We start from the raw sequence: 26,912 nt of genomic DNA, 5'->3' as shown, positions 1-26,912 counted from the left end.
TACGGACGAATCCGGCGCCGTGCTCACTCCGCCGGCAAGGAGCCCCCCGCAAAGGCCGCCTTCCGCGTCAGGAAGGCCAGTCGCGCGCGCTTCTCGGGCAAGTAGACCTCGGGCAGGTCGATTTCGGGAAGCACGATCTGCGGGCCCGGTACGAAGCCCTGCCGGACCAGGCGCGCGATCGCCTTCGCGTTGCGCGCGTCGGGTTCGACCACGACCCTCCGCCGGTCCAGGCCGATCAGCACATAGGTGGTGAAAGCGGTCAGCAGGGCGGACGACCAGCCCGGCCGCCCGCCATCCGGCCCCGCGGGAGCGATCAGCAGATGGACGCCGATGTCACCGGGCTCGACGTCGTAGCACTCGCTGACCCGGTCGGCCTCGGGCTCGTACGTCTGGAAGAGCGCGGCGGGCTCGCCGTCCTTGACCGCGAGGAACGCGTGGTGGGTGTCGAGCGAGTCCAGATGGGCGTAGGTGTCGAGGACTTGCTCCTTCGTCAGCCCGTTCATGCCCCAGAACACCGCGCTCTCCTCGCTCACCCAGCCGTGGATGACGTCCAGGTCGGCGTGCGGGTCGACGGGCAGGATGCGGACGGTGCCGAAGCCGTCGAACTTCTGCTCGTGGACGGCCTCGCGATCGGCGGCGTACGGCTCAGTGGTCCTTACGTTGGTCATGGCTCTCCTCTTTCTCGGTCGTCTCGCTGGTCAGTCGGCTCCAGTCGGTGATCACCGGGGCCAGTTCTCCCTTGAGCCACAAGGGGAGTTGGTCGCGGTGGTGGGCCGAGCCCGGGATGCCCGAGGCGCCGAACGGCACCACCCAGAGGCTGTTGTCACGGTCGGCGAGGTCCCAGACATAACGGGCGGCCGGGCCGCGCGCGCTCAGGTCGGTGAGGCCGGGGACCGCCGAGGTGCACAGCACGCAGTCATGATCGCCGGAGAGACCCGGTTCACCCGGTTCGTCATACGACGTCGGGGTCGAGGGCGAGGTCGAGGGCGAGGTCGAGGACGAGGTGAGCGCGCGCCAGGGGGCGAGGCGGTGGGTGTCACCCCAGACGCCGAGCGGCCGCGCGGCCGCCTCCTCGACGGCTTCTCGGACGAGGGCGGCGCGGTCGATGCCGTACAACTCCTCGGCCCTCAGCAGGTTTTCGAGGGCGAAGCCGATCCGGGGGAGCAGCGCGAGCCAGGGGCGGAAGATCTCGGGGTACGCGGGCGGGTCGGCCAGCGCCGCGAAGGCCGGGTGGGCGGCCAGCCGCCGTACGACCCCGCCGCGCACCGCGGAGTACGCGGCCGCCGCCATGCTGTCGGCCGTCATCCGGCGGTCCCAGCTCAGCAGCCCGTCGCGCAGGCCCGTCGCCTCCAGGCTCAGTCCGTCGAGGGCGGCGAGGCGGTCCAACAGCGGTGCGGCCGAGGCGAGATGGGTGTCCATGTGGATGTCCGCCATCTCCCCGGCCGACCACGCGTGCTGTCGCTCCAGAAGGTGGCGGATGCGCGTGGCACGGTGCGGCGGGGCGAATTCGACGCCGAGCGGGGTGGCCGGGCCGCGCTGGTTCGCCATCACGGCCACGCCGTCCTCGACCGACCCGTACGGCATCTCGTGCCAGCCCCGCCACTCGTGCCCCGGTTCCCAGGCCGCGACGATCCGGGTGCGGTTGTCCACGCCGCGGACCGGGACCCGGCCCGCGACCCGGTGCAGCACGCCGCCCTCGGTGTCGGCGGCCTGGACGACGTTCACGGGCTCGGCCCAGCGGTCGAACGCCCGGTCCACGTCGGCGACTTCGCGGGCCCGGAGGAGGGGGAGGAGGGCGCTGAAACCGAGGTCTTCGGTGACGCGGGGCGGATAGCGAAGGCTGAGGGGACCGACCCCCTCGACCCCCTCGATCTCCCCAATCTCCCCAATCTCCCCGATCCCCTCGGTTCCGCCTACGACGACCGGTCCGCGCGCGGTCTCGATGACCTCGACCTCGACCGGGTCACCGCCCGCCACCTCGACCGTCTCCACGTGCCGGGTCACCGGCCGCCACTGCCCGTCCGGGTCCAGCGCCTCCAGGGCCCCCGGCTCCCCCAGTGCCCCGGGCTCCCCCGGCACCTCCGGCCCGACTCTCCGCAACCGCTCCCGGTACAGGTCCTGGTAGTCGGCCATCGCGTTGGTGATGGCCCAGGCGACGGTGCCCGTGTGGGCGAAGTGGGCGATGCCCGGAATGCCGGGGACGGCGAGGCCGACGACGTCGAACTCGGGGCAGGAAAGGTGAATCTGCTGGTAGACGCCGGGATCCTCGATGAAGCGGTGGGGGTCGCCCGCGATGACCGCCTGCCCGGTGACGGTCCGCTCGCCGGTCACGAGCCAGCCGTTGCTGCCCGAGGTGCCGGGCCCGTCGGTGGCGAAGAGCCCCACGGCTAGAGGCCCCATCCGGCGGACGGCCTCCTCTCTCCACAGCTTGGCGGGGAAACCGGCGAAGAGGATGTGCGTACCGAGCCAGACGCCGAGCGGGGTCCAGGGCTCCCAGCGCCCCGGGGTGAGCCCTGTGTGCGCGAACTCCGGCGCACTCCGGGCGCCTTCGGCCAGCCCGTCGTTGACCCCGTCGACGTACGCGACGACCCAGTCGGCGGTCTCCGGGTCCCGTCTCTCCAGGGCCGCGAAGCAGCGTCTCGCGGTGTCGTCGAGCCGTGCCCGGCGTGCGAACCGGTCCCAGCCGACGGCCTCGGCGCCGAGGAACGCGGCCGACGTGCCCTGCGAGCGATGGCGTTCGACCTCCAGCTGCCAGGCGCGGTCGACGGCGGTGGTACGGCCCTGGGCACGGGCGAGTTCGCGGGCGTTCCCGGCGCGCAGGTGGGGGATCCCCCAAGGGTCACGGTAGAGCTCGGCGGTCACGATCCATCCCCACTCTTATCAGGTTAGGCTAACCTAACCTATATTGGGCGAATCGTACGCGAGGAGTGGAGAGGCGATGGGCCAGGGCGGCGGGACCCGGGGACACCATCGAGGCGACGGTCCACGGCAGCGCGTTCACGGAGCCGGACCCGGCCCCGTCGCATGTCTTCGCCGTCGGCGACCCTGCTTCCCTGCCCGCCCTCAACTCCCTCCTGGACGCGGTGAGGTCGGCCCCGGCGACGATCTGGTTCAAAACGGACGACGGCATGGACGGGCTCCCGCTCCGTACCGTACGGCCCCCTCGCGCCACGACCTGCGCCCGGTCTTCCGCCTCGGCAAGGGCGTCCACCTGGTCGCCGAGATCAAGGCAACACTCCCCGGCCTCCTGAAGGACCAGACCGCCCCGTACGCCTGGATCGCCTGCGACACCACCACGACCCGCGCCCTGATGACGTACGTCCGCAAGGAACTCGCTTTCCCGAGGCAGCGGGTGAACGCCCTGGGGTACTGGCGCACCGCCTGAGCCCCTATCTGGTCCCCTTACTGTTCGGAGAGGCGTCGCGCACGCTCACGCGGGATCATCGAGGCATGGACGTCAGTCTTCACATCGCCCAGGATCCCGACGCCGACGAACTGCTCAGCCGCAGTCCCCTTGCCGCCCTGACCGGGATGCTGCTGGACCAGCAGGTACCGATGGAGTGGGCGTTCAAGGGACCGCGGACGATCGCCGAGCGCATGGGCACGGACGACCTGGACGCGCACGAGATCGACGCGTACGACCCGGAGAAGTTCGCCGCGCTGCTGTCGGCGAAGCCGGCCGTGCACCGCTATCCGGGGTCGATGGCCAAGCGGATCCAGCAGCTGTGCCAGTACCTCGTGGAGCACTACGACGGGGACGCCGCGGCGGTCTGGAAAGGCGTCCGAACCGGCGAGGAGCTCCTGCAACGGCTCAAGGACCTGCCCGGCTTCGGCGCCCAGAAGGCCCAGATCTTCCTGGCCCTCCTCGGCAAGCAGTTCGGCGTGCGGCCCAAGGGCTGGCGCGAGGCCGCGGGGCCGTACGGCGAGCCGAAGTCCTTCCGCTCCGTCGCGGACATCACCGGCCCGGAGTCCCTGGCGAAGGTCCGGGCCCACAAACAGGAAATGAAGGCCAGGGCAAGGGCCTCCGACAAGTAACCCCCGAGTCCCAAGTCCCGATCCCCAAATCCCCCGTCCCCCGTCCCCGGACGTCCTGGGTCCGTCGGATGGCCCACCCCGCTGGCAGCCCACCCCCGCCCGGCCGAAGCATGAAGCATGACCGAGGCACCGAACGGCTCCCCCAGGGGCCCGCGATACGACGACCGCCAGGCCCACAACCGTGAGCCGAGCGCCGCCCCCGAAGGCCCCCTGCACCTCATCGCCCGCAGCGCCTGGCAGGCAGTCCTGATCGCCGGTATCGCGGCCCTGGCGCTGGGCGTGATGGTGCTGGCCTGGCCGGGCGCCTCCCTGCGCGTCGCGGGGGTGCTCTTCGGGCTCTACCTGCTCTTCAGCGGCGTACTGCAGCTCGTCGCCGCGTTCGGCACCCACGCGGCGACCTCGCTGCGCGTCATGGCCTTCATCAGCGGCGCCCTCTCGATCCTGCTCGGCCTGTTCTGCTTCCGCGGCGCGATGGAGTCGATCCTGCTGCTCGCCCTGTGGATCGGCATCAGCTGGCTCTTCCGCGGCATCACCCAGTCCCTGGCCGCCGCGTCCGACCCGAGCGTGCCGGCCCGCGGCTGGCAGGTCTTCCTCGGGATCGTCAGCTGCTTGGCCGGGATCGTCCTGATCGTGTCCCCGTTCGCGTCGGTCGCCGTCCTCACCCTCGTGGGCGGCTGCTGGCTCCTCGCGGTGGGCGTCACCGAGATCATCACGGCGTTCGTGATCCGCAGTCGCGCCAAGCACGTCCCGCGCATCCTCTGACGGCCACCACGAGCCACGTCGTACGTCAACTCCGCGCCCCGCCCATACGCCATAAGGGCGGATCTCCCCGCCGACCCGATGAACCACCCACCCCAGATGGGGACACGACCTCCTATGAGCCCCACTCCGCTCCGCCCACGCCGGCCGCGCAAGCCGCACCGGCACGCGTGGATGCGGATTCTGGCGCTTCTCGTCGTCACGGTCCTCGCGGTGGGCACGCACGTCGAGGCGCTCTCCGGGGCCTCCGTCGCCGCCTCCGCCTCCGCCGAATCGGGCGGCGGCTGCGAGCACGACGCACTCGACACGCCCATGCGACCGCCCGCCCGACCGGAACACGGCCCGCTCACCGCGCTGCGCCCCGCTCCCGGCCGCCCGGAGCCGGAGCCCCGCCCCCGCCACGTGCGGCCGTCGGACCCCCGCACCCCGCACGCCCTGCGCTCAGTGGTCCTGCGCTGCTGACAGGCCCGGCCTCCGGACCGTCACCCACCAGCGACTCAGCGAACCAGCGAACGCAAGGACAACAGCCATGCCCAACGACCCGTACGCGGTCCTGCGCGCCCTTCTGCGCGCGGAAGCCGTACGCAACACGCCCAAGCCGAAACCCGAACTCAGGCCCGGGCCGGACGACCGGCAGGTGCGGACACCCCCACCGAAGGAGCGCGGAAACAACTAGGAAGAACGGCAACGAACAGCCAAGGCGACCGCCCCCTCGAATGCGGGGCGGTCGCCCGCCCCGCTCCGCCCCACTCCGCTCCACCCCACTCCGCGCCGACTACCGTCTGCGCCGGGCCGTCCCGAAGAGGGAGCGGGTGAACTCCCGCCCAATCTGCGTACCCACCGACCGCGCCAGGGGCTTGAAGATGACACTGCCGACGACCTGCTCGAAGACCGAGGGCTCACGGTCGACCGCCTCCGCGTAACGCCCGTACAGCGGGGACACCCGCACCGCCCGGTCGAGGGCGGCCGCGTCGACGGGGCCCATCAGGGACTGCGGGGCCCGCAGCCGTGCCCTTCTGGTCGGCGTGGTGGAAGATCAGGCCGAGCGACTGCTCCTGGGTCTGGTTGAGCTGGAGCACCTTGGACAGCAGCACCGGGCCGAAACTGGTGATCGTCGCCCGTACGGGGATGCCGTGGCCCATTCCGCCGAGCGCGTAGAACTCGGCCGGGCGGCCGGTCGGCGTCCACTCCTGGTGGACCTCCTGGGCGCGCCCGAGCACTCGGTCGTTCGACACGCCCGGGGCCGAGGTCCCCGACACATCACCCTTGATGTCGGCGAGGAACACCGGCACGCCCTGGGCCGACAGCTGCTCGGCGATCAGCTGGAGTGTCTTGGTCTTGCCGGTGTCCGTCGCGCCGGCGACCAGGCCGTGCCGTGCCGTGCCGTGCCGTGCCGTGCCGTGCCGTGCCGGTTGAGCATGGGCGACGGGATACGGATCTGCGCGTCCGGCAGGCACCGCCCGTCCCAGAACCGCGCGCCCAGGTCGAGAGCGGGGCCGGAGAAGGCGTACCCGGAGGCGATCTCCAGAACCTCCTGGGGCAGTGCGCCTCCCCGGGGACGGGGATCGGCGGCCGGGGCCGTCCGGGAATCCGCGGCCGGAGGCACGGTCTCGCTGTCGCTCATATCAGGCCCCTGTTCCTGATTTGCAACGATTTGCGGCGTCTTTTCCGGCGTCGTACTCCGCCGCCTGGGCTGCGCCCGGAAGGTCCGGGCCGGTAGGCTTTCCGTGTGATCTTCAAGCGCATCGGAAACGGCCGGCCGTACCCCGACCACGGCCGGGAAAGCACCCGGCAGTGGGCGGACGTCGCGCCGCGCCCGGTCCGCCTCGATCAGCTCGTGACGACCAAGGGCCAACTGGACCTGGAGACCCTCCTCGCCGAGGACTCCACCTTCTACGGCGACCTCTTCGCGCACGTCGTGAAATGGCAGGGCGACCTGTACCTCGAGGACGGCCTGCACCGCGCCGTCCGCGCCGCGCTGCAACAGCGCCAGGTGCTCCACGCGCGCGTGCTCGAACTCGGCTGAGACCCGGGACACCGGACACGAGCGCCGGGATCTCTCCCCATTGACCCTTTTGGGTTGTACTGAGCCCCGGTCAATGATCATTTAGTAGGCATAGCCGCCGCGGCACACTACGCTGCGCCCATGAGCATGCTCACTCCCCCTGGCATGGGCGGCCAGTATCGAATCACGGGGGACAAGTACCCACGGATGCGCCGGCCCCGGGGGCGCCGCAGGCTCGTGTTCCTGGTGGTCGCCTCCGTCACCGCGCTAGGGCTGATCGGGTGGGGAACCCTGCAGCTCATCGACGTCTTCACAGGCGGCAGCGGCAAGGCCACGGCGGCCGGCCCCAAGGCGGACTGCACGTCCAAGGCCAGTCCGTCGGCCAAGGCGTCCGCGGCGTCCGCGGCATCCGCCTCCGAGGCGCTGCCCAGGCCCGGTCAGATCACGGTCAACGTCCTGAACGCCACGCCCCGCAGCGGGCTCGCCAAGGAAACCGCGGACGAGCTGCAGAAGCGCGGGTTCCGCATCGGCGACGTGGGCAACGCGACGGACGCGTACGACAAGAAGGTCCCCGGCGCCGCGGTACTGCTCGGCGCGAAGACGGCCGTCCAGGCCGCGCTGCCGGTGCTGGGCACGCAGCTGACCGGCGCCGAGGTGAAGACGGACGGCCGCGGTCAGGCCGACCAGGTCGACCTGATCATCGGCACCGGCTTCAAGAACCTGACGAAGAAGGAAGACGCCGACAAGGCGCTGGCCGTCCTGGCCCAGCCCCGGCCGACGGCTTCCGCGTCGCCGAAAAGCTGCTGAGAGCCGCGCCGAGCCCGTACGACCGCTGAAGGTCCCGCAGGAGATGCGGGACCCTGAGCGGGCCCTGGGCGGAATCTCGACGCTGTTGGCGCATCCGCCGCGGCCGGGTAGCTGGCCGCGGGAATGTGACACTCGCCGCGCAAGTGTCACATTCTCCGGGCCACACACCGGTGCCCCCGGGGGCACCGGCCGGACCGCCCACCACGCCGACCGGTATACACCGACAGCGCCGGAATCTCGTGCGGGGCCCTACTCGGCCGCGCCGTACATCCGGTCCCCCGCGTCCCCGAGGCCCGGGACGATGTAGCCGTGCTCGTTGAGCCGCTCGTCGACCGACGCGGTCACGACCGTCACCGGCGTGCCCGCGAGCTCGCGCTCCATGACCTCGACGCCCTCCGGGGCGGCGAGGAGCACCACGGCGGTGACGTCGTCGGCGCCGCGCTTGATGAGCTCCTGGATCGCCGCGACGAGGGTGCCGCCGGTGGCCAGCATCGGGTCGAGGACGTACACCTGGCGCCCGGAGAGGTCGTCCGGCATACGGGTGGCGTACGTGGACGCCTGGAGCGTCTCCTCGTCGCGCACCATGCCCAGGAAGCCCACCTCGGCGGTCGGCAGCAGCCGCACCATGCCGTCGAGCATGCCGAGGCCCGCGCGCAGGATCGGCACGACGAGGGGGCGCGGGTAGGACAGCTTGACGCCCGTGGTGGAGGCGACCGGGGTCACGACGTCGACCTGCTCGGTGCGCACGTCCCGGGTGGCCTCGTACGCGAGCAGGGTGACCAGCTCGTCGGCGAGCCGCCGGAAGGTCGCGGAGTCGGTGCGCCGGTCGCGCAGGGTGGTGAGCTTATGGGCGACCAGAGGGTGGTCGACGACGTGGAGACGCATGCCCATAACAGTAACCGTGCCCCCGTGTCCCTCGTGCTGGCATCAAACCGCCCGTCAGAGGGAAAGTGGGAGGGACGGACCTGGGGTGGTGTGCCTATGTCGGACCGGGAAAAGGAGCCCCCGGAGCAGCTGCAGCGACGCGACCGAGCCGAACGGACCGGACAAGCTGAACGAGCCGAACGAGCCGAACGAGAGCAGCCGGAGACGGACGCCGAGCGCCGGCGCCGCCGGGCCCGATTCCTCCGGGAACTGACCGAGGCGCGCGAGCTGCGCGACCGCGTCCAGCCCCGCCGCGTCAGGGCGGCCCGCCTCCGTCACGCCATGCGCATGCGCACCTTCCGTTGGTAGCCCGCCCACGCCGTGAGAGGTGCCAGGTGCGTGTGCAGCGCCCATGGCCGCGTACGATCCGCTGTTAGCGATCAAAAGTGGCAGACACAGCAGGCCGAAGACGTCCCCTGAACGCTCTGTTTCTGCCACGATTCCGAGTGGGTGGGGCTCAGAGCAGCACTCCCCGCCCAATCGACCTCCGCCGGGGGGACCCCCAACCGGCACGCCTATGACCAGTGGGAGAGTCACGGTGTACTTCGCCGCACTGCTCGCGCGCACCGAAGACGGGTGGGAAGCGAGCGACACAGAGCTCGACGATGTGGAGACCCTGTCGGATCTGACCGATCTGGCCCGTGAAGCCTCGGAGGAGGACACGGTGCTCGTACTCATCGAGCAGGAGGACGCGTGGTTCGGCGTCGTCCGCGTGGACGGCGAGGAGGACCCTCGTATCTACGTCTCGGACGCCGCCGCCGCTGCCCGCAGTTCGTACGGGGAGATCCTGCTCACGGACGAACTACTAGGACGGGAGCCCGGCGACGACGACGCCGACCTGGACTCCCTCGACCTGGACGGCACCGAGGACGGTGAACCCGACAACGGAAGCGACTCCGAGGACGACGAGGACGAGAGCGCGTCCAACGAGGCCGTGTCGCACAGCCCCGTCGGGGACCGCGAGATCCTCGCCGACCTCGGTGTGAGCGAGAAGGAACTGCTCGCCCTGGACGAAGGCGACGCGCTCAGCACGATCGCCGACGCCCTGGGAGCGGCGGAGGTCCTGGAGACCGTTCGCTAGTTTCCCGGGGGAGCGGTTTCCCGAGGGAGGCGACTCCCGGGGAAGGCAGTTTCCCGGGAGAGCCCGATAGATTTTCAGGGTGAGCCCGACAAAAGAGACCTTTCCAGCAGATCCGGCAGATCCGGTACGCGACCGCTGGCGGGCCGCGATGCGGCTCGCCTTGGACGAGGCCCACCTGGCCGTCCAGGGCGGGGATGTCCCCGTCGGCGCCGTCGTACTGTCCACGGACGGTACGACGGTGCTCGCGGCCGGGCACAACGAACGTGAGGCCACCGGCGATCCGACGGCGCACGCCGAGGTGCTCGCGATCCGCGGGGCCGCCCAGCGGCTCGGCGAGTGGCGGCTGTCCGGCTGCACGCTCGTCGTCACCCTGGAGCCCTGCACGATGTGCGCGGGCGCGCTCGTGCAGTCCCGGGTGGACCGGGTCGTCTACGGTGCCCGCGACGAGAAGGCGGGCGCGGTCGGCTCCGTCTGGGACCTCGTACGCGACCGGCGGCTCAACCACCGGCCCGAGGTGATCGGGGGCGTACTCCAGGACGAGTGCGCAAGCCTCCTCACACGCTTCTTCCGCGACCGCTGATCGCGGGGCTGCCGATCCCGGGCAGCCACGGGAAACGGATTTCAGACCACGGCCCACCTTGGGGTAAGGTCTCCCTCGGTAGCGTGTCCGAGCGGCCGAAGGAGCTCGCCTCGAAAGCGAGTGTGGCGCAAGTCACCGAGGGTTCAAATCCCTCCGCTACCGCTTCAGAAGGGCCCCGTCGAAAGACGGGGCCCTTCTTGCTGCAACCCGGCCCGGCAAAAGACCTCGACCAGCGAGCCGTTGGTCCATAAAAAGGGCGTGAACGTTACACTCGCCGCCGGCAACAGGGGGCCCAGTGGGCGCAGCAGTCACAGGGGAGGCCGCGATGGCGGTGAATTCGAAGAAGATCGCCGTCTACGCGCTCGTGGTCTTCGCGCTGTACGTGATCATCACCGATCCGGCGAAGGCCGCCGACTACGTCCAGATAGGGTTCGAGGGCATATCGACCGCCGCTCGGTCCATCGGCGACTTCATGACATGGATCGCCGACGGGGCCAAGAACTGATCGGCCGCCCACGTACCACCGGCACCACCAGGGAGTACCCGTGATCCGCCATCTGGTCCTCTTCAAGCTCAACGACGGCGTCGAGCGCGACGACCCGCGCGTCGTCGAGGGCGTGGCCGCCTTCCGCACGCTCGGCGACCAGGTCCCCGAGCTGCGGTTCTGGGAATGCGACTGGAACATCACCGACCGTCCCATCGCGTACGACTTCGCGATCAACTCCGCGGTCGACGACACCGACGCCCTGAAGCGGTACTTGGAGCACCCGGCGCACCAGGCGGGCGTGGCGCTGTGGCGTGAGTTCGCGACCTGGGTGGTCGCCGACTATCCGTTCTGAGCCGACGCGCTCCGGGCCCCTCGCCAAAACCGGCGGGGGGCCTTCTTGCTTCCTATGGCCCAACTCTCCCTAAATCCCGTTCAACACGAGGTTATGCGGTGCTTGCACACAGTGCACATGTCTTGTGATGCTATGACCGCTTTTGATGGATGAGTTGACGGATCTGACGGATCACAGAGGTGGAGTTGACCGTGCCGGCCAGTACTGCGCCTCAAGCACCGCCACAGGAAGTCACCCAGGAGGTCACCCGGGGAGCCGCCCGGGACGTCGACCGGGACGTCAACCGGGAAGCCGCTAAGGAAATCGCCCAGGAAATCGCCCAGGAACACATCACCCCGGAGCAGGTCGCCCCGGAGCGACGCCGTGGCGCCGACACCCGGGCCCTCACCCAGGTGCTCTTCGGCCAGCTCAAGCTGCTGGAGCCAGGCACCCCGGAACACCACCGCGTACGCGGGGCGCTCATCGAGGCGAACCTCCCGCTCGTCCGGTACGCGGCCGCCCGCTTCCGCTCCCGCAACGAGCCGATGGAGGACGTGGTCCAGGTCGGGACGATCGGGCTGATCAACGCGATCGACCGCTTCGACCCCGACCGGGGCGTACAGTTCCCGACCTTCGCCATGCCGACGGTCGTCGGCGAGATCAAGCGGTACTTCCGCGACAACGTCCGCACCGTCCACGTACCCCGCCGGCTGCACGAGCTGTGGGTGCAGGTGAACAGCGCGACGGAGGACCTGACGACGGCCTTCGGACGCTCCCCCACGACCGCCGAGATCGCCGAGCGGCTGCGCATCACCGAGGAGGAGGTGCTGTCCTGCATCGAGGCCGGGCGCTCGTACCACGCGACCTCCCTCGAAGCCGCCCAGGAGGGCGACGGGCTGCCCGGACTGCTCGACCGGCTCGGCTACGAGGACCCGGCCCTCGACGGGGTCGAACACCGCGACCTCGTCCGCCACCTCCTCGTACAACTGCCCGAACGCGAACAGCGAATCCTTCTCCTGCGCTACTACAGCAATCTGACGCAGTCACAGATCAGCGCGGAGCTGGGAGTCTCCCAGATGCATGTGTCAAGGCTGCTCGCCCGCAGCTTCGCACGGCTGCGATCCGCAAACAGGATCGAGGCGTAACCGACAAGAGCGAATCGCTCAACGTCTCCTTTTCCGACAGTTCAGCGCCGAAAGACCGTCAGACCCCCTTTTTCCAGGGCCGATTCACCCCCTCCATGTCGACATGTCACTACAGCGTGTTGCCGACATGTGACATTCTGCCGGAAGAGCGTTTGGCGCAGCCCCGCCTCCGGTATTCAGGTGGAGGCTGCGTTCCTCCGACGGGAGCGTCCGCCGCGACCGTCCGCGACCCAAAGGGGGTGGCATGTCCGCAGACCAGGGCAGCTCGAAGGTGCTCACGCTCACGAAGAGCGAGGCAGCGCCCAAGGCGCACGACGCGCTTCACGATGTCCCGGCCCTCCCGGCCCCCGATGCCGCTCCGGCCCTCGAAGCCGTCCCGGCGGCCCCCGAAACCTCGGGAGCCATCGACACCCGCACCTTGTCCCGCTCCCTGTTCCTGCGGCTCGCCGCACTCGGCGAGGACAGCCCCGAGCGCGCCTACGTCCGGGACACCCTCATCGAGCTCAACCTCCCGCTGGTCCGGTACGCGGCGGCCCGCTTCCGCTCCCGCAACGAGCCGATGGAGGACATCGTCCAGGTCGGCACCATCGGCCTGATCAAGGCGATCGACCGCTTCGACTGCGAACGCGGCGTGGAGTTCCCGACCTTCGCGATGCCGACGGTCGTGGGCGAGATCAAGCGGTTCTTCCGCGACACCTCGTGGTCGGTGCGCGTACCGCGCCGCCTCCAGGAGCTGCGCCTGGCCCTCACGAAGGCAAGCGACGAGCTCTCCCAGAAGCTCGACCGCTCCCCGACCGTCGCCGAACTCGCCACCGTGCTCGGCGTGTCCGAGGAGGACGTGGTCGACGGCCTCGCCGTGGGCAACGCGTACACGGCGTCCTCGCTGGACTCACCGGCCCCCGAGGACGACGGCGGCGAGGGCTCCCTCGCGGACCGCCTCGGCTACGAGGACACCGCCCTGGAAGGCGTCGAGTACCGCGAGTCGCTGAAGCCGCTGCTCGCCAAACTCCCGCCCCGCGAGCGCCGGATCATCATGCTGCGCTTCTTCGCCAACATGACCCAGTCGCAGATCGGCGAGGAGGTCGGCATCTCGCAGATGCACGTCTCCCGGCTCCTCACCCGGACCCTGGCCCAGCTCCGGGAAGGCCTCATCTCCGACTGACACTACTGATGCTTCATAATTGACGGATCGTCAGCCACACTGGCGCGATGCGTCGAGCGACTTGGCTCCGTGGCCGTCGAGGCGCCCTGGTGGGCGCCTCGACGGCTTTGGTCTGCCTGGGCACCGTACTGGCCGCCTGCGGGGATGGTGGGGGCGGTGGGGGCGACGGCGGCTACGTGGCGGTGGAAGCGCCCGCGAAGTCGCCAACGGTCGTAGCCCCTACCGGGCACGTCTCGCTGGCCCCGTTGGTCCCGCCGGCCGGGTCCTCCCCTCCCAAGGGAGCACCTCAGCAGGGCAGTTCGGGCCCAGGGGGATCGGGATCGCTCTCCGCCTCCAACGGGACGGCGACGAACGGCACCCCCGGAGGCGGGAACGGGAATACGTCGATGCCCTGGTCCGGCAGCGGCAACTCCGGCCGTACGACAGGGGGTTCGGGAAGCCCGTCCGCGTCACCGCCCCCGACGGCACCCGGGTCCACGACGGGTACCGGGCCCGCCGGTCCCGCAGTGCTCAGCGTGGGCGATCCCACGCGGGAGGCCACCGACAAGCGCTGGTGCGAGAAGGTGACCGTCTCCTTCCGCAACACCGGTGAGACCGCAGTGCGTTCGGGCACGGTGACCCTGGGGACGCACATCATCGGGCTGCTCGGTATCGACTGGGCGACGATCGAGTCGACGCGGGACCTGCCCGCGCCGATCGCCGCCGAAGCGAGCAGCACAAAGACCTGGACGGTGTGCGTCGACGCCTGGCGTGTGCCCTTGGGCATGCACATCGAGACGCGGGACGTGTCCGTCCAGTGGAAGTGACCCGCCGTTCACCGGCGGGACCTTTACGTACCGGGTGTCTTGCTTACATCAGCGCGAGCCACGCCACGGCGGCCACGACCACCACGGCGACGACGACGCCGAGGATCAGGCCGATGCGGGGGCCCGCCGGGGCGGCCGCCTGCTGCTGCTGCCGGGCCTGGGGGCCCTCGTCGACGAAAGCGCGGAACATCTGGGTGCTACCCGCGGGGTCGTAGTTGCCCTCGGGTCCCTGGGTGTTTGCCATGGCCCAGGACCCTAGCGAATACACGGGGCCTGCCCAAGTGCAGGGTTCCCCTTGACACCTTTTCCCTCGGCTCCGAAAGCCACGGCATCCGTCGTCGGGGGCCACCGCCCCCCAGCCCCCCGCATCGACCTGACCGACCTCGCCCTCATTTGCCCGACGCGCCGGAGTCTTTTAGGGGCGCGGGGAACTGCGCGACCAACCCCCACCCACCCGATCCACAGCACAACCAAAGCCAAGCACCCCCTCCCACCTGCAAGTTTACGTTCGCCAATACTTGCCTTTGCCAAGTTTTTGGCCCAGCGGCAGCGATTTCGTTTGCCTGTAGCAACCAACCGCATTTATGGTTGCCCCAAGCAACGAATACGGGAGGTGTGATGGCCGCGCAGGCGCAGTACGAGGAATTGGCTCGTCAGCTCAGTGCCATCGGCGCTGTGAAGCGGGAACTCGGGCGGATCCTGCCGCACGACTGCCCCGCGGGCTCCGCCGCCGTACTGACCCTCCTCGGCCGGCACGGCGACATGCGCATGAGCAGACTCGCCGAGCTGCTGGCCGTGGACATGTCAGTGACCAGCCGCCACGTCGCCCACGTCGCCGACCGGGGCTGGATCGAACGCCTCCCCGACCCGGCCGACAAACGCTCCCGCATCCTGCGCCTCACCGACGCGGGACGCGACCAGCTCACCGAGCTCTCCCGCCGCTCCTCGCGGCTGTTCGCCGACCGGCTGAGCGACTGGTCCGACCACGAGGTCGGCCTGCTCATCCACCTGATGGGCCGGCTGCGCGAGAGCTTCGGCGACTGCCGTGCCGTACCCCGGCCGCCCTACGTGCCGGAAGCAACCGAACTGACCACCCGTACACCCGCGTAAGACAAGAGAAGGAAGCCCATGGCAACGACCACACCAGCCGGTGTGCGGGCTCACGCCAAGCACGGAGGCGGATCCTCCGACGGCACTCCGATGACACACCGGCAGATCATGGAGGCGCTCTCCGGGCTGCTGCTCGGTATGTTCGTCGCGATCCTGTCGTCGACGATCGTCACCAACGCACTCCCCGAGATCATCGGCGACCTGGGCGGCGGCCAGTCCGCCTACACCTGGGTCGTCACGGCCTCGCTGCTGGCCATGACCGCGACCACGCCTCTGTGGGGCAAGCTCTCCGACCTGTACAGCAAGAAGGCGCTCGTACAGATAGCCCTCGTCATCTACGTCCTGGGATCGGCCGCCGCGGGTCTGTCCCAGAACCCCGGCATGCTCATCGCATGCCGTGTGGTCCAGGGCATCGGCGTCGGCGGTCTCTCCGCCCTCGCCCAGATCGTCATGGCGGCGATGATCTCCCCGCGTGAGCGCGGCCGTTACTCCGGCTACCTCGGCGCGACCTTCGCCGTCGCGACCGTCGGCGGCCCGCTGCTCGGCGGTGTCATCACCGACACCTCGTGGCTCGGCTGGCGCTGGTGCTTCTACGTCGGCGTGCCCTTCGCGATCATCGCGCTGATCGTGCTGCAGAAGACCCTGCACCTGCCCACCGTGAAGCGGGACGTGAAGGTCGACTGGGGCGGCGCGTTCTTCATCTCCGCCGCGGTCTCGCTGCTGCTGGTCTGGGTCACCTTCGCCGGTGACAAGTACGACTGGGTGTCGTGGCAGACGTACGCGATGGTGGGCGGCGCGATCGCCCTCGGGCTGCTGTTCGTGCTCGTCGAGTCCAAGGCGAGCGAGCCGATCATCCCGCTGCGGCTGTTCCGCAACCGCACCATCACCCTCTCCTCCCTCGCCTCGCTCTTCGTGGGCGTCGCGATGTTCACCGGCACGGTCTTCTTCAGCCAGTACTTCCAGCTGGCCCGCGACAAGTCCCCGACGATGTCGGGCGTCATGACCATCCCGATGATCGGTGGCCTGTTCATCGCCTCCACGGTCTCCGGCCAGGTCATCACCAGGACCGGAAAGTGGAAGTACTGGCTGGTCAGCGGTACCGTCCTGATCACCGCGGGCCTGGGCCTGCTGGGCACCATCCGCTACGACACGACCTACTGGCACGTCGCGATCTTCATGGCGCTGCTCGGTCTCGGCGTCGGCATGACGATGCAGAACCTGGTGCTGTCCACGCAGAACCAGGTGGCCCCGTCCGACCTCGGCTCGGCCAGCTCCACGGTGACGTTCTTCCGCTCCCTCGGCGGTGCGATGGGCGTCTCCGCGCTGGGCGCGGTCATGTCCACCCGGATCACCCACTATGTCAAGGACGGCCTGGCCGCCCTCGACCCCAAGTACGCCGCCGCGGCGTCCGGCTCGGGCTCCGGCGCCATCCCGAAGATGGACGCGCTGCCCGCCCCGCTGCGCACCGTCCTGGAGAGCGCCTACGGTCACGGCATAGCGGACGTCTTCATGATCGCCTCCGCCCTGGCGCTGCTCGCCTTCTTCATCGTCCTCTTCATCAAGGAGGTCCCGCTGCGGACCTCGGGCGCGCTGGCCCAGGCGGCGGAGGCCAAGGCGGAAGCCGCGGCCACCACCGGGGCTCCGGTCGCCTCCGAGGCAGCCGCCGTCGAGGAGAGGACCCCGAGCTGGGCGACCGTCTCCGAGACCAGCCCCCAGGCCGACCCGCAGGCTCCGCAGGGCACGCAGCAGTTCGCCGCCGTCGCCACCGCGACGCGGGAGAGCGCCCCGCTGCCCGCCTCCGGCGGCATCCCGGTCCGCGGTCACGTCCGCGGCGCCGAGGGCGCGCCCGTCCCGCAGGCCGCGGTCACGCTGATCTCGCTCGCGGGACGGCAGCTGGGCCGGTCGGTCGCACAGGCCGACGGCTGGTACGCGGTGGACGCGCCCGGCACGGGCTCGTACGTCCTGATCGCCTCCGCCGACGGCTTCCAGCCGCAGGCCTCGACGATCGTCGTGAACGGCGAGCCGGTGGCGTACGACATCCTGCTGAGCGGCACGAGCGGGCTGAGCGGGCTTGTGCGGGCCGCCGAGACCGGCAGCCCGGTCAAGGACGCCATGGTCATCGTGACCGACGTCCGCGGTGACGTGCTGGCCACCGGGACCACCGGTGAGCAGGGCCAGTTCACCTTCGCCGAGCTGGTCCCGGGCCCGGTGACCATCGCGGTGAACGCGGCGGGCCACCGCCCGCAGGCCCTCCCCGTCGAGGTCGGCGGCGCCGGGGTCACCCGGGTCGAGGTCGAACTCAGCGCGGGCGCCCAGCTCCAGGGAGTCGTACGCGCACCCGGCGGCCCCCTGCCCGACGCCCGGGTCACGCTGGTCGACGCGGCCGGCAACGTGATCGGCACCGCCAGGACCGGCACCGACGGCGCGTACGCCTTCACCGACCTGGACGGCGGCGAGTACACCGTCATCGCGACGGGTTACCCCCCGGTGGCCACGGCACTGATGGTGACCGGCCGCGGTGTCGACGACCACGACATCACCCTCGCCCACCCGGGCGAGTAGTCCATACCCCGGCCCGTGGGGACGCGCGCACTCTGAGCGGAGGTGCGCCCCCCACGGGCCGGTTTCATTGCGACCAATTTTTGATGCTTTGCAGGGAGAAAACGGGATGGGACTGACCGCACGGATTCGCACGCGGAACGGATGGGCCGTGTCGCACGCGGTCGTCACGGTGACCGACATGACCGGCACGCAGGTGCTGCGCGCCGAGGCGGACGCCGAAGGAGCCGTACACGACACGACCGCCCTCGCGCCCGGTGCGTACACCGTGATCGTCACCGCGGTCGGGTACGCGCCCGCCGCCTCCAGCGCGATCGTCACGGCGAGCGGCCGGGCCGAGATCGGCCAGGTGACCCTCGCCCGCCAGGGCGGCACCGAACTGCCGCCGCCCGGCCCCTGGACCGTCGACCCGGCCCACTCCTCCGTCGGCGCGGTCGCCCAGCACCTGGGCATCTCCAGCGTGCGCGGCCGTTTCACGGACTTCTCGGCGACGATCGAGATCGCCCCGGACGACGTGTCCAAGTCCCGCGTCGAGGCCGTGATCTCGGCCGCCTCGATCGACACCGGCAACGGCATGCGCGACGGCCACCTGAAGTCCCCGGACTTCCTCGACGTCGAGACCTACCCGCAGATCACCTACCGCTCGACCGGCCTGACCCCGGCCGGCTCCGGCCGCTGGACCGTCCACGGCGACCTCACCATGCGCGGTGTCGTACGCCCGGTCGACCTGGACCTCGCCTACCTGGGCACGGGCGCGGACCCGTGGGGCGGCACGCGAGCGGCCTTCCGTGCGACGACCGAGCTCCACCGCGAGGACTTCGCGATGAACTACAACCAGGTGATCCAGGCGGGCATCTCGGCGATCGGCACGACGCTGAAGGTGGAGCTGGACGTCCAGGCGGTGCAAGGGGTGCCACTCCCGCAGGCGTGAGGTGAGCGCCCCTTGAGGGGCGCGGGGCCCTGACATTGTGCGGCTCCGCCGCGTGGGCGCGACCAGCCACGAACAACCCGCACCCAAAAGACCGCGCCTTCAAAAGACCGCACCTTCAAAGCGGGCAGCCTAGGCTGACTCACATGGCACCGAACATCGCGACGAACACCGCCGTATCCCAGAACGAGCTGCTCGACTTCGTACGCCCCCGCCACCGCGCCATCCTCCTCACCCGCCGTACCGACGGCAGCCCCCAGGGCTCCCCCCTGACCTGCGGGGTCGACGACGCCGGGCGGATCGTCGTCTCGACCTACCCAGAGCGCGCGAAGACCCGTAACGCCAAGCGGGACGAGCGCGTCAGCCTGATCGTCCTGAGCGACGAGTGGAACGGACCCTGGGTCCAGATCGACGGCACGGCCGAGGTCGTCGACTCCCCCGAATCCGTCGAGCCCCTGGTCGAGTACTACCGGAACATCGCGGGCGAGCACCCGGACTGGGACGAGTACCGGGAGGCGATGCTCAAGCAGGGCAAGTCGATCATCCGGGTCACGCCGGTGAAGTGGGGCCCGGTCGCGACGGGCGGCTTCCCGGCCCGACTGGCACCCCAGGAGTAACCGAGGAGCAGCGAGCCGGGGCTATGCCCTGGCGACCATCGTCTCGATCCCCGCGATCAGCGTGTCCAGCGCGAACGTGAAGTCCCGCTCGCGCATCTCCTCGACCGTGTCACCGCCGCGGGCCGCCATGAGGTCCGCGGCGCTCTCGAGGTTGACCGAGAACTGCGGCTGTTCGCTGATCGTGCTCATCGCCTGACGGAAGTACTCGTCCTGGGTCATGCCCGCCGAGGCGCACCGCTGCACGAAGTGGCCCTCGATGGTGCCGAACCCGTACACGAACTGGAAGACCGCCGAGAGCGCGCCCATCTGCCCGTACGGTGGCAGGCCGGTGTTGCGGACCACTTCCTGGACGCAGAGCGAGAAGGCCATGGAGTGCGGGCCGATGTTCAGGAAGGTGCCGATGAGCGGGGACACCCAGGGGTGACGGACCAGCAGCGCCCGGTACCCGGTGGCCAGCGATCGCAGCTGATCACGCCAGTCCTCGCCCGACTCCGGGTCGGGCAGCTCCAGTTCACCGAAGACCGAGTCGAGAGCGAGTTCGAGCAGGTCGTCCTTGGTGTCGACGTACCAGTACACGGACATCGCGGTGACGTTCAGTTCGGCGGCCAGCCGGCGCATGGAGAACCTCGCCATCCCCTCGGCGTCCAGCAGCCGTACCGTGACCTCGGTGATCCGGTCCCGGTCGAGCACCGACGGCTGCCCGCCGCCGCGCACCGCACCGCCCCGGGGGGCCTTGCCCTCCAGCCAGACACTGGTCCGCGCCGGACGCTCGGCACGGTCGGCTGTCCTCACCATGGCGTACCTTCCTCGGAACTCGGAACTCGGAACGGGGGACAGCGACAGCGGGTCCGCCCTCCCTGACCCCGATGCTAAGCGGGCGCCAGGACGAAACCGCCACCGCGGAGTCTGCCCTTTCCGCACGTCGTAGCAACGCCGCGGCCAGTAGTCCATCGAGGAGGACGGCCCCGCGCCCACCAGTTGACCGGTCTCCAGGCCGGACGAGAACGCGTCCGTGATCCGCCCGCGCTCCTCGTCCGAGCCCGCCGAGGCCGGCGTCGCGGGCAACGAGGTCGCCGCCGGAATCAGCGCCGCGAACCGGGAGTTGAGAACCGCGCCGACGCCCGCCGACGCGATGGTCCGAGGCCCGCTCTTCGTGCGAAAAGGGCGGTGGCCCGGAGCTGGATCGCTCCGGGCCACCGCCCCTACAAGAACTTCCTGAAACCCCCTGATCAGCTGGTCGGCTTCGTCAGGTCGTAGAAGGTGGCCGAACCGGCCGTCACCTTCTTGAAGTTGGCCGTGACCCACGAGCTGATCTGGGAGGAGGTGGAGGTGGTGGAGGAGTTGCCGCCACCGCCCATGCCACCGCCCGAGATGAAGTAGTGGATCTTGCCGTCCGTCACGTACTTCTTGAACTGGGCCAGCGTCGGGGACGGGTCGGTGCCGTTGAAGCCGCCGATCGCCATCACCGGCTTTCCGGTGGCGAGCTGGTAGCTCGCGGAGTTCTGGGAACCGATGGCCGCGGCCGCCCAGGTGTAGTCCCCCGCATTCGTCTCCAGCAGCTTCTTCGCCGCGGAGCTGACGGTCGCGCCGTTGAGCAGACCGCCCACGCCACCGCCGCCCATGCCGCCCTCGCCCATCGCGCCACCGCCGGGCATGCCACCCTGCCGGTTCTGGCCCTGGGTGTTGCCGTTGCCCTGCTGGTTCTGGCCCGGGAAGCCGCCGGTACCGCCGGTGCCACCGGTGCCGCCCGTCGGGGGCTGGCCCATGCCGCCGCCCTGCTGGGTGTTGCCGTTGCCGCCCTGCTGGTTGGTGGTGCCGTTCGTGCCGTTCCGGCCGCCGCCGGGGAAGCCGCCCCGCATGCCACCGCCGCCACCGGGACCACCCCGGCCGCCCATCATGCTCGCGCCCGCCGGACCGGCCGTGACGATCGAACCGGTGTGCCCGGTGTTCACCGTGGACAGCGTGTACGCCGTCGGACCCGCGACCGAGGCCACGAAGCTCAGCCCGACCGCCGCGAGCGCCAGTTGACGGCCCAGCTTGGCCGCGAAGATCAGGCCGAGGGCGCCGGCCAGACCGCCGATGAGGACGAGCCACTTCAGCCAGGGCAGGTAGTCCGAGGTGCGGTTGAGGAGGACGTATCCCCAGGCCGCGGAAGCGGCGACCGTGCCCGCCAGGGTGAGCGAGGCCCAGATCTTGGACCGCTCCTCCCACAGCACCGTCGCGCCCATGCCGACGACGGCCGCGATGTAGGGGGCCAGGGCCACCGTGTAGTACTGGTGGAAGATGCCGGCCATGTAGCTGAAGATGATCGCCGTCATCAGCAGCGCGCCGCCCCAGGCGAGGAACGAGCTGCGCGTCAGGTCGGTCCGCCTGGCCTTGCGGGTGAGCACGAGCCCCGCGACGAACAGGATCAGCGCGGCGGGCAGCAGCCAGGCGATCTGGCTGCCGATCTCCGAGTTGAACATCCGGTTCCAGCCGGTCGCGCCCCACATGCCGGTGCCACCGCCGCCGCCACCGCCACCGACGCTGCCGGTCTCGTCGCCGTTGATGCGGCCGAGGCCGTTGTAGCCGAAGGTCAGCTCAAGGAAGGAGTTGTTCTGCGAGCCGCCGATGTACGGGCGGGAGGCCGCGGGCCACAGCTCCACGATCGCGACCCACCAGCCGCCGGCGACGACCATCGCCACCGCCGACAGGCCCAGCTGCGCGAACCGCTTCTTCAGCTGCACCGGCGCGCAGACCGCGTACACGACCGCGAGCGGCGGCAGGATCAGGAAGGCCTGCAGGGTCTTCGCGAGGAAGGCGAAGCCGACCGCGACACCCGCCCAGACCAGCCACTTCGTCCGGCCGTCCTCCAGAGCGCGGATCACGCAGTAGATCGTGACGGTCATCAGCAGCGCGAGCATCGCGTCCGGGTTGTTGAACCGGAACATCAGCGCGGCGACGGGAGTGAGCGCGAGCACCGCGCCCGCGATCAGACCGGCCGCTGGGTTGAAGCGACGGCGCACGGCCCCGTACAGGACGCCGACGGTGGCGACGCCCATCAGCACCTCGGGGACCAGGATCGCCCACGAGCTGAGGCCGAAGATCCGTACCGACAGGGCCATCGGCCACAGCGAGGCCGGCGGCTTGTCGACGGTGATGGCGTTGGCCGAGTCGAGCGAGCCGAAGAAGAGGGCCTTCCAGCTCTGGCTGCCGGCCTGGACGGCCGCGGAGTAGAAGGAGTTGGCGTACCCGGAGGCGCTCAGGTTGTAGAGGTAGAGCAGGCCGGTGGCGACGAGCAGGCCGAGGAAGGCGGGGCGCACCCAGCGCGGGTCCTCGGGCCGGCCGCGCCAGGCGCGGTGGAAGAAGGGCTGCTTGGGCTCACCGGACCGGGGAGCCGCGGTGGGCGGCGCGACGGGCTCCTGCAGAGCCGTACCGCCTTGTAGAGCCGTACTGCCTTGTGAGGCCGGCGGCCCCCAGAAGTGACCTGCGTCCCCGGAGGGACTCGCGCCCCCCTGGTGGCTCGTGTCGGACTGAGTCGTCATCGTGCGTCCCTCGCGTCCCTCGGGTCGTGATCGTGCGGGCGCACCGCCTGCAGCTGCATGGTTGCGTCCCCCCAGGTGCGGTCCGCGGCTTCACCGGCGCGGAACTCGTTGGTCTGGTTGTGGTCGTGGTTGATATACGGCGCTTGGGGCGCCGTCGGGCCCGGGCGCTGGGGCAGCGGCGGGTGCGGGTGCTGCTGGTGCGCCGCGGTCGTGCCGTAGGTGGGCGAGGCCGTGCCGTAGGTGGGCGAGGCCGGTTGGTGCGAGGCGACGACGGTCGAGGCCGCCGTCTCGTCGCGCCGCTCCGGGAAGACCCAGGCGCGGAAGAGCAGGAACCGCAGCACGGTCGCCGCGAGGTTGGCGGCGATGAGCACCGCGAGTTCGGTCGAGTGCGCCGGGCTGCTCGTCGCCGCGTTCAGGGCGGCGAGCGAGCCGCTGGTGAGCGCGAGGCCGATACCGAAGACGACCAGGCCCTGCGCCTGGTGCCGGACCGCGCTGCCCCGGCCGCGGACGCCGAAGGTCAGACGCCGGTTGGCCGCGGTGTTGGCGACGGCCGAGACGAGCAGGGCGAGCGCGTTGGCGACCTGCGAGCCCGAGAACGAGCGGAAGCCGCTGTACAGCAGCAGGTAGAAGAGGGTGGACAGGGCGCCCACCACACAGAAGCCGACGAGCTGGCGGGCCAGACCCTTGGGTACGTCGGTCAGGTCCCGGTCGCGCGGATCGTCCCCGAAGGGGCGCGCGAGCCGGTCGAGCGGGAGCGAACCGGTGGCGAGGGCGCGCCCCACGCGCCACACGCCCTTCAGGTCGTCGGTCGCGGTCTTCGCGATGTGCACGGTCGAGTCCGGGTCGTCGACCCAGTCGACCGGCACCTCGTGGATGCGCAGTCCGGCGCGCTCGGCGAGCACCAGCATCTCGGTGTCGAAGAACCAGCCGGTGTCCTCGATCAGCGGCAGCAGTATCTGGGCGACATCGCGGCGGATCGCCTTGAAGCCGCACTGCGCGTCCGAGAAGCGGGCCTGCAGCGAGCCGCGCAGGATCAGGTTGTAGGTGCGGCTGATGAACTCCCGCTTGGCGCCACGCACCACGCGTGAGCTGCGGGCCAGCCGGGAGCCGATCGCGAGGTCCGAGTGGCCCGAGATCAGCGGGGCCACCAGCGGGAGCAGGGCGTTGAGGTCGGTGGACAGGTCCACGTCCATGTAGGCGAGGATCGGAGCGTCCGAGGCCGACCACACGGTGCGCAGCGCGCGCCCGCGGCCCTTCTGCTCAAGCCGGAAGGACCTGACTTCCGGTATCTCCGACTCCAGCCGTGCGGCCACCTGAGGGGTGGTGTCCGTCGACGCGTTGTCCGCGACAGTGATGCGGAACGCGTACGGGAAGGTGCGCTTGAGATGCTCGTGCAGTCTCACCACACACGGCTGGAGATCCTTCTCCTCGTTGTAAACGGGGATCACTACGTCCAGGACAGGCGTACCGGCGGACCCGGCCGGGAGGTGCTCCCGCGCCGGCAGGTTGCCGGGAGAAGAGTCGGTTCGCATGGGAACGACTCTCGTCATACGCCCTGTTGCACCCATGTGGTGGCGCTGTGCTGTGCCTGTGAGTGCAGTTGCGTCTTTGTTTCCACGAACGGATCCACGAACGTTTCGACGGCGAGCGCGGGCAGATGCAGGGTGAACACAGTCCTGCCGGGCACGCTGTCCACGGTGACGGCACCCCCGTGCGCGGCCGCGACGGCCTGCACGATGGCGAGTCCCAGACCGGTCGAGCCGGAGGACCGGGAGCGCGAGGAATCACCGCGTGCGAAGCGTTCGAAGACGCGCGGGAGCAGGTCGGGCGGGATGCCGGGCCCGTCGTCCTGGACGTCCACACACAGCCACGGCCCGTGCCGGTGCACGCGTGCGGTGACGGTCGTACCGGGCGGGGTGTGCGTTCTGGCGTTCGCGAACAGATTGACCATGACCTGCTGGAGCCGTGCGGCGTCCGCCAGTACGAGCGCGGGCTCCTCCGGCAGTTCGAGCCGCCAGTTGTGCTCGCGCCCGGCCGCCCGGGCGTCGCTCACCGCGTCGATGACGAGCGGTACGAGGTCGGTCTGGTCGTACTGGAGCGGGCGTCCGGCATCCAGCCGCGCGAGCAGCAGCAGGTCCTCCACCAGCCCGGTCATCCGGCTGGCCTCGGACTCGATACGGCCGAGGGCGTGCCGGGTGTCGGGCCCGGTCTCTTCGCGGCCGCGCCTGGTCAGCTCGGCATAGCCACGGATCGACGCCAGCGGGGTACGCAGCTCATGGCTCGCGTCCGCGACGAACTGCCGTACCCGCATCTCGCTCTGCTGACGTGCGTGCAGCGCGCTGTGGATGTGGTCCAGCATGCGGTTGAGCGCCGCGCCGACCTGGCCGACCTCGGTGTGCGGGTCGGCCTCGGACTCGGGAACGCGCTCGTAGAGGGTGACCTCACCGGTGTGCAGGGGGAGTTCGGAGACGCGGGTGGCGGTGTTGGCGACCTTGCGGAGGGGGCGGGTGGCCACGCCGACGAGCACGTACCCGGCGATGCCGGCGGCGACCAGGCCGGCGGCGGTGACGCTGACCTCGACGAGGATGAGTGTGTCGATGTTGTCGTCGACGTCCTTGGTGGGCAAGGCGACGTAGAACGCGCCGCGACCGTTCTGGCTCTGGGTGTAGGTGACGCGGTACTCACCCAGGCCAGAGATGTCCACGGTGTGGTGGGTGTCGTTCTTGGCCACGGAGGCGAGCACGGCTGTCTGCCCAGATGAGAGCTGGGTGGACGTCATGTCCTGGTAGCTCTTCTCGTTGGCGACGACCGCCTTGTCGATTCCACCGTCCTTGCCGATGGCGGCGACGATGGTCTTCGGCTGCGTCGGCCCCTTGGTGACGAAGTTGAGTTTCTCGTCCGTCGTCAGGTCGTTCGACCCGGTCGACGAGGTTCCGTTCGGGTTCCCGAGCCCCGTGCCGTTGCCGTTCGGACCCAGGTCACCTGGTTTCGGGCCACCGCCCGCCGCCCGCCTGGCAACATCGGTGACCTGGACGTCCAACTGGTCGTACAGATGCGAGCGCAGCGCCAACGTCGTCACCGTGCCGATCACCGCACACACCACGGCGATCAGCGTCACGGACGCGACGACAAGCCGCGTCCGCAGCGTGCGCGGCTGTCGTCCTCGCCCCTGCTTACGCGGCCGTCGTCGTCCGCTCATGACACCGCGGGCTTGATCAGGTAACCGGCCCCACGCCGGGTGTGGATCATCGGCTCACGGCCGGCGTCGATCTTGCGGCGCAGGTACGAGATGTAGAGCTCCACGACGTTGGCCTGGCCGCCGAAGTCGTACGACCACACGCGGTCGAGTATCTGTGCCTTGCTGAGTACACGCCGGGGATTACGCATGAGGAACCGCAGGAGTTCGAACTCCGTCGCGGTGAGATGGATGTTCTCCCCGGCACGCGAGACCTCGTGACTGTCCTCGTCGAGGGTGAGGTCACCGACGACGAGCACGGAGTCGGAGCGCCGGTCGGCGGCACCGGAACGGCGGATCAGCCCGCGCAGCCGGGCCACGACCTCTTCGAGGCTGAAGGGCTTGGTGACGTAGTCGTCGCCGCCGGCCGTCAGTCCCGCGATGCGGTCCTCGACGGCGTCCTTGGCCGTGAGGAAGAGGACGGGCACGTCGGGCAGATCGCGGCGCAGGCGCCCCAGGACCGCGAGCCCGTCCATGTCCGGCAGCATCATGTCGAGGACGACGGCGTCGGGCCGGAACTCGCGCGCGGTCTGCACCGCACCCTGTCCGTCACCCGCGCTGCGGATCTGCCAGCCTTCGTAGCGAAGAGCCATGGAGAGCAGCTCGGTGATCGACAGCTCGTCGTCCACCACCAGCACTCGGACGGGGCTCCCGTCCGGCCTCAGCAGTTCGGTGCGCCCCTGGGGCGAGGTCGTGGTCATAGCGGACACCTTGTCGGGGTCCTCTGAGAACGCGCTTTCGGGAACCTGTGATTTTCCTGAGAAACACACAGGTGCCTCTCAGGGAACTCCTGGGAAGATCACGGAGTTCCCCTCGG

29 protein-coding genes, 1 tRNA gene and 2 pseudogenes are annotated in these 26,912 nt (G+C 70.2%); 20 read left to right on the top strand and 12 right to left on the bottom strand.

Annotated features, from left to right (window positions below; genetic code table 11):
- Window positions 1-23: 23 nt before the first annotated feature.
- Together OG747_RS23070 and OG747_RS23065 are read right to left on the bottom strand one after the other, a co-directional pair.
- Entirely contained in the window at window positions 24-668 is a 645-nt protein-coding gene (locus OG747_RS23070; protein ID WP_405881236.1) for a GNAT family N-acetyltransferase, read from the bottom strand.
- On the bottom strand, window positions 646-2,862 hold the full coding sequence (locus OG747_RS23065; RefSeq protein ID WP_405881235.1) for a penicillin acylase family protein: 2,217 nt from the start codon (window positions 2,860-2,862) through the stop codon (window positions 646-648). The genes OG747_RS23070 and OG747_RS23065 overlap by 23 nt, the downstream gene beginning before the upstream one ends.
- 62 nt (window positions 2,863-2,924) lie before the next feature.
- Here OG747_RS23065 and OG747_RS23060 point away from each other — a divergent pair.
- From OG747_RS23060 to OG747_RS23040, 5 genes and pseudogenes are all read left to right on the top strand, one after another.
- Window positions 2,925-3,385, top strand: a pseudogene (locus OG747_RS23060) (siderophore-interacting protein); the annotation flags it as partial.
- Between the two features lie 65 nt (window positions 3,386-3,450).
- Window positions 3,451-4,035: an HhH-GPD-type base excision DNA repair protein gene (locus OG747_RS23055; RefSeq protein ID WP_405881234.1), complete on the top strand. Its 585-nt coding sequence runs from the start codon at window positions 3,451-3,453 to the stop codon at window positions 4,033-4,035.
- Window positions 4,036-4,152: 117 nt separating this feature from the next.
- Window positions 4,153-4,797 carry an HdeD family acid-resistance protein gene (locus OG747_RS23050; protein ID WP_405881233.1) on the top strand — a complete coding sequence of 215 codons (645 nt, stop codon included), beginning with the start codon at window positions 4,153-4,155 and terminating at the stop codon, window positions 4,795-4,797.
- A gap of 114 nt (window positions 4,798-4,911) precedes the next feature.
- On the top strand, window positions 4,912-5,256 hold the full coding sequence (locus OG747_RS23045) for a hypothetical protein (protein ID WP_405881232.1): 345 nt from the start codon (window positions 4,912-4,914) through the stop codon (window positions 5,254-5,256).
- A 67-nt stretch (window positions 5,257-5,323) separates the two neighbouring features.
- On the top strand, window positions 5,324-5,470 hold the full coding sequence (locus OG747_RS23040) for a hypothetical protein (protein WP_405881231.1): 147 nt from the start codon (window positions 5,324-5,326) through the stop codon (window positions 5,468-5,470).
- Between the two features lie 99 nt (window positions 5,471-5,569).
- On the opposite strand, the gene OG747_RS23035 is transcribed toward OG747_RS23040, so the two are convergent.
- Window positions 5,570-5,779 (bottom strand): hypothetical protein, encoded by a 210-nt coding sequence (locus tag OG747_RS23035; protein WP_405881230.1) that lies wholly within the window; start codon window positions 5,777-5,779, stop codon window positions 5,570-5,572.
- 25 nt (window positions 5,780-5,804) lie between these two features.
- A pseudogene (locus OG747_RS23030) lies at window positions 5,805-6,418 on the bottom strand (helicase HerA-like domain-containing protein); the annotation flags it as partial.
- A gap of 105 nt (window positions 6,419-6,523) precedes the next feature.
- Here OG747_RS23030 and OG747_RS23025 point away from each other — a divergent pair.
- Window positions 6,524-6,820, top strand: a complete 297-nt coding sequence (locus OG747_RS23025; protein ID WP_003955420.1) for a type II toxin-antitoxin system VapB family antitoxin — start codon at window positions 6,524-6,526, stop codon at window positions 6,818-6,820.
- 144 nt (window positions 6,821-6,964) lie between these two features.
- Window positions 6,965-7,606: a LytR C-terminal domain-containing protein gene (locus OG747_RS23020; protein ID WP_405885636.1), complete on the top strand. Its 642-nt coding sequence runs from the start codon at window positions 6,965-6,967 to the stop codon at window positions 7,604-7,606.
- 249 nt (window positions 7,607-7,855) lie between these two features.
- Here the strand turns inward: OG747_RS23020 and upp are convergent, their stop codons facing one another.
- Window positions 7,856-8,491, bottom strand: a complete 636-nt coding sequence (upp, locus tag OG747_RS23015; RefSeq protein WP_405881229.1) for a uracil phosphoribosyltransferase — start codon at window positions 8,489-8,491, stop codon at window positions 7,856-7,858.
- Window positions 8,492-8,587: 96 nt separating this feature from the next.
- On the opposite strand from upp, the gene OG747_RS23010 reads away from it, so the two are divergent.
- The 8 genes from OG747_RS23010 (at window position 8,588) to OG747_RS22975 (ending at window position 13,316) form a co-directional block, all read left to right on the top strand.
- Window positions 8,588-8,839 (top strand): hypothetical protein, encoded by a 252-nt coding sequence (locus tag OG747_RS23010; protein WP_405881228.1) that lies wholly within the window; start codon window positions 8,588-8,590, stop codon window positions 8,837-8,839.
- A 229-nt stretch (window positions 8,840-9,068) separates the two neighbouring features.
- Window positions 9,069-9,611: a hypothetical protein gene (locus tag OG747_RS23005; RefSeq protein ID WP_405885635.1), complete on the top strand. Its 543-nt coding sequence runs from the start codon at window positions 9,069-9,071 to the stop codon at window positions 9,609-9,611.
- 148 nt (window positions 9,612-9,759) lie between these two features.
- Window positions 9,760-10,191, top strand: a complete 432-nt coding sequence (gene tadA / locus OG747_RS23000; RefSeq protein WP_405885634.1) for a tRNA adenosine(34) deaminase TadA — start codon at window positions 9,760-9,762, stop codon at window positions 10,189-10,191.
- A 77-nt stretch (window positions 10,192-10,268) separates the two neighbouring features.
- Window positions 10,269-10,353, top strand: a tRNA-Ser gene (locus tag OG747_RS22995).
- Between the two features lie 163 nt (window positions 10,354-10,516).
- Window positions 10,517-10,696: a hypothetical protein gene (locus OG747_RS22990; protein ID WP_405881227.1), complete on the top strand. Its 180-nt coding sequence runs from the start codon at window positions 10,517-10,519 to the stop codon at window positions 10,694-10,696.
- A 40-nt stretch (window positions 10,697-10,736) separates the two neighbouring features.
- On the top strand, window positions 10,737-11,030 hold the full coding sequence (locus OG747_RS22985) for a Dabb family protein (protein ID WP_405881226.1): 294 nt from the start codon (window positions 10,737-10,739) through the stop codon (window positions 11,028-11,030).
- Between the two features lie 191 nt (window positions 11,031-11,221).
- The gene (locus tag OG747_RS22980; protein WP_405881225.1) at window positions 11,222-12,154 is read left to right on the top strand and encodes an RNA polymerase sigma factor SigF; all 933 of its coding nucleotides are present in this window, start codon (window positions 11,222-11,224) and stop codon (window positions 12,152-12,154) included.
- 244 nt (window positions 12,155-12,398) lie between these two features.
- Window positions 12,399-13,316 (top strand): RNA polymerase sigma factor SigF, encoded by a 918-nt coding sequence (locus tag OG747_RS22975; RefSeq protein WP_405881224.1) that lies wholly within the window; start codon window positions 12,399-12,401, stop codon window positions 13,314-13,316.
- A gap of 286 nt (window positions 13,317-13,602) precedes the next feature.
- Here the strand turns inward: OG747_RS22975 and OG747_RS22970 are convergent, their stop codons facing one another.
- Window positions 13,603-13,794 (bottom strand): hypothetical protein, encoded by a 192-nt coding sequence (locus OG747_RS22970; protein ID WP_405881223.1) that lies wholly within the window; start codon window positions 13,792-13,794, stop codon window positions 13,603-13,605.
- Between the two features lie 37 nt (window positions 13,795-13,831).
- Here OG747_RS22970 and OG747_RS22965 point away from each other — a divergent pair, with 37 nt between their 5' ends.
- The gene (locus tag OG747_RS22965) at window positions 13,832-14,122 is read left to right on the top strand and encodes a hypothetical protein (protein WP_405881222.1); all 291 of its coding nucleotides are present in this window, start codon (window positions 13,832-13,834) and stop codon (window positions 14,120-14,122) included.
- A 43-nt stretch (window positions 14,123-14,165) separates the two neighbouring features.
- Here OG747_RS22965 and OG747_RS22960 read toward each other — a convergent pair whose 3' ends face one another.
- Window positions 14,166-14,366: a hypothetical protein gene (locus OG747_RS22960; RefSeq protein ID WP_405881221.1), complete on the bottom strand. Its 201-nt coding sequence runs from the start codon at window positions 14,364-14,366 to the stop codon at window positions 14,166-14,168.
- A 374-nt stretch (window positions 14,367-14,740) separates the two neighbouring features.
- Here OG747_RS22960 and OG747_RS22955 point away from each other — a divergent pair, with 374 nt between their 5' ends.
- The 4 genes from OG747_RS22955 (at window position 14,741) to OG747_RS22940 (ending at window position 19,336) form a co-directional block, all read left to right on the top strand.
- The gene (locus OG747_RS22955) at window positions 14,741-15,232 is read left to right on the top strand and encodes a MarR family winged helix-turn-helix transcriptional regulator (RefSeq protein WP_405881220.1); all 492 of its coding nucleotides are present in this window, start codon (window positions 14,741-14,743) and stop codon (window positions 15,230-15,232) included.
- A gap of 18 nt (window positions 15,233-15,250) precedes the next feature.
- The gene (locus OG747_RS22950; protein WP_405881219.1) at window positions 15,251-17,794 is read left to right on the top strand and encodes an MFS transporter; all 2,544 of its coding nucleotides are present in this window, start codon (window positions 15,251-15,253) and stop codon (window positions 17,792-17,794) included.
- A 106-nt stretch (window positions 17,795-17,900) separates the two neighbouring features.
- Window positions 17,901-18,722: a YceI family protein gene (locus OG747_RS22945; protein WP_405881218.1), complete on the top strand. Its 822-nt coding sequence runs from the start codon at window positions 17,901-17,903 to the stop codon at window positions 18,720-18,722.
- A 143-nt stretch (window positions 18,723-18,865) separates the two neighbouring features.
- Window positions 18,866-19,336: a PPOX class F420-dependent oxidoreductase gene (locus tag OG747_RS22940; protein ID WP_405881217.1), complete on the top strand. Its 471-nt coding sequence runs from the start codon at window positions 18,866-18,868 to the stop codon at window positions 19,334-19,336.
- Window positions 19,337-19,357: 21 nt separating this feature from the next.
- On the opposite strand, the gene OG747_RS22935 is transcribed toward OG747_RS22940, so the two are convergent.
- The 5 genes from OG747_RS22935 to OG747_RS22915 form a co-directional block, all read right to left on the bottom strand.
- Window positions 19,358-20,131, bottom strand: coding sequence for a TetR/AcrR family transcriptional regulator (locus tag OG747_RS22935; RefSeq protein ID WP_405881216.1), 774 nt, complete (start codon window positions 20,129-20,131; stop codon window positions 19,358-19,360).
- Between the two features lie 434 nt (window positions 20,132-20,565).
- Complete coding sequence (locus OG747_RS22930; protein ID WP_405881215.1) at window positions 20,566-22,860, bottom strand: glycosyltransferase family 39 protein; 2,295 nt, start codon at window positions 22,858-22,860, stop codon at window positions 20,566-20,568.
- Window positions 22,857-24,392, bottom strand: a complete 1,536-nt coding sequence (locus OG747_RS22925; RefSeq protein ID WP_405881214.1) for a glycosyltransferase — start codon at window positions 24,390-24,392, stop codon at window positions 22,857-22,859. The genes OG747_RS22930 and OG747_RS22925 overlap by 4 nt, the downstream gene beginning before the upstream one ends.
- A 14-nt stretch (window positions 24,393-24,406) precedes the next feature.
- Window positions 24,407-26,059, bottom strand: coding sequence for a sensor histidine kinase (locus tag OG747_RS22920; protein WP_405881213.1), 1,653 nt, complete (start codon window positions 26,057-26,059; stop codon window positions 24,407-24,409).
- Window positions 26,056-26,796, bottom strand: coding sequence for a response regulator transcription factor (locus OG747_RS22915; RefSeq protein WP_405881212.1), 741 nt, complete (start codon window positions 26,794-26,796; stop codon window positions 26,056-26,058). The genes OG747_RS22920 and OG747_RS22915 overlap by 4 nt, the downstream gene beginning before the upstream one ends.
- Window positions 26,797-26,912: the final 116 nt, after the last annotated feature.

It is taken from the genome of Streptomyces sp. NBC_01384 (genome assembly GCF_045040035.1).
Taxonomy (GTDB): domain Bacteria; phylum Actinomycetota; class Actinomycetes; order Streptomycetales; family Streptomycetaceae; genus Streptomyces.
Note: the sequence above shows the minus strand (reverse complement) of the source record. Positions and strands in the feature narration are given on the sequence as shown.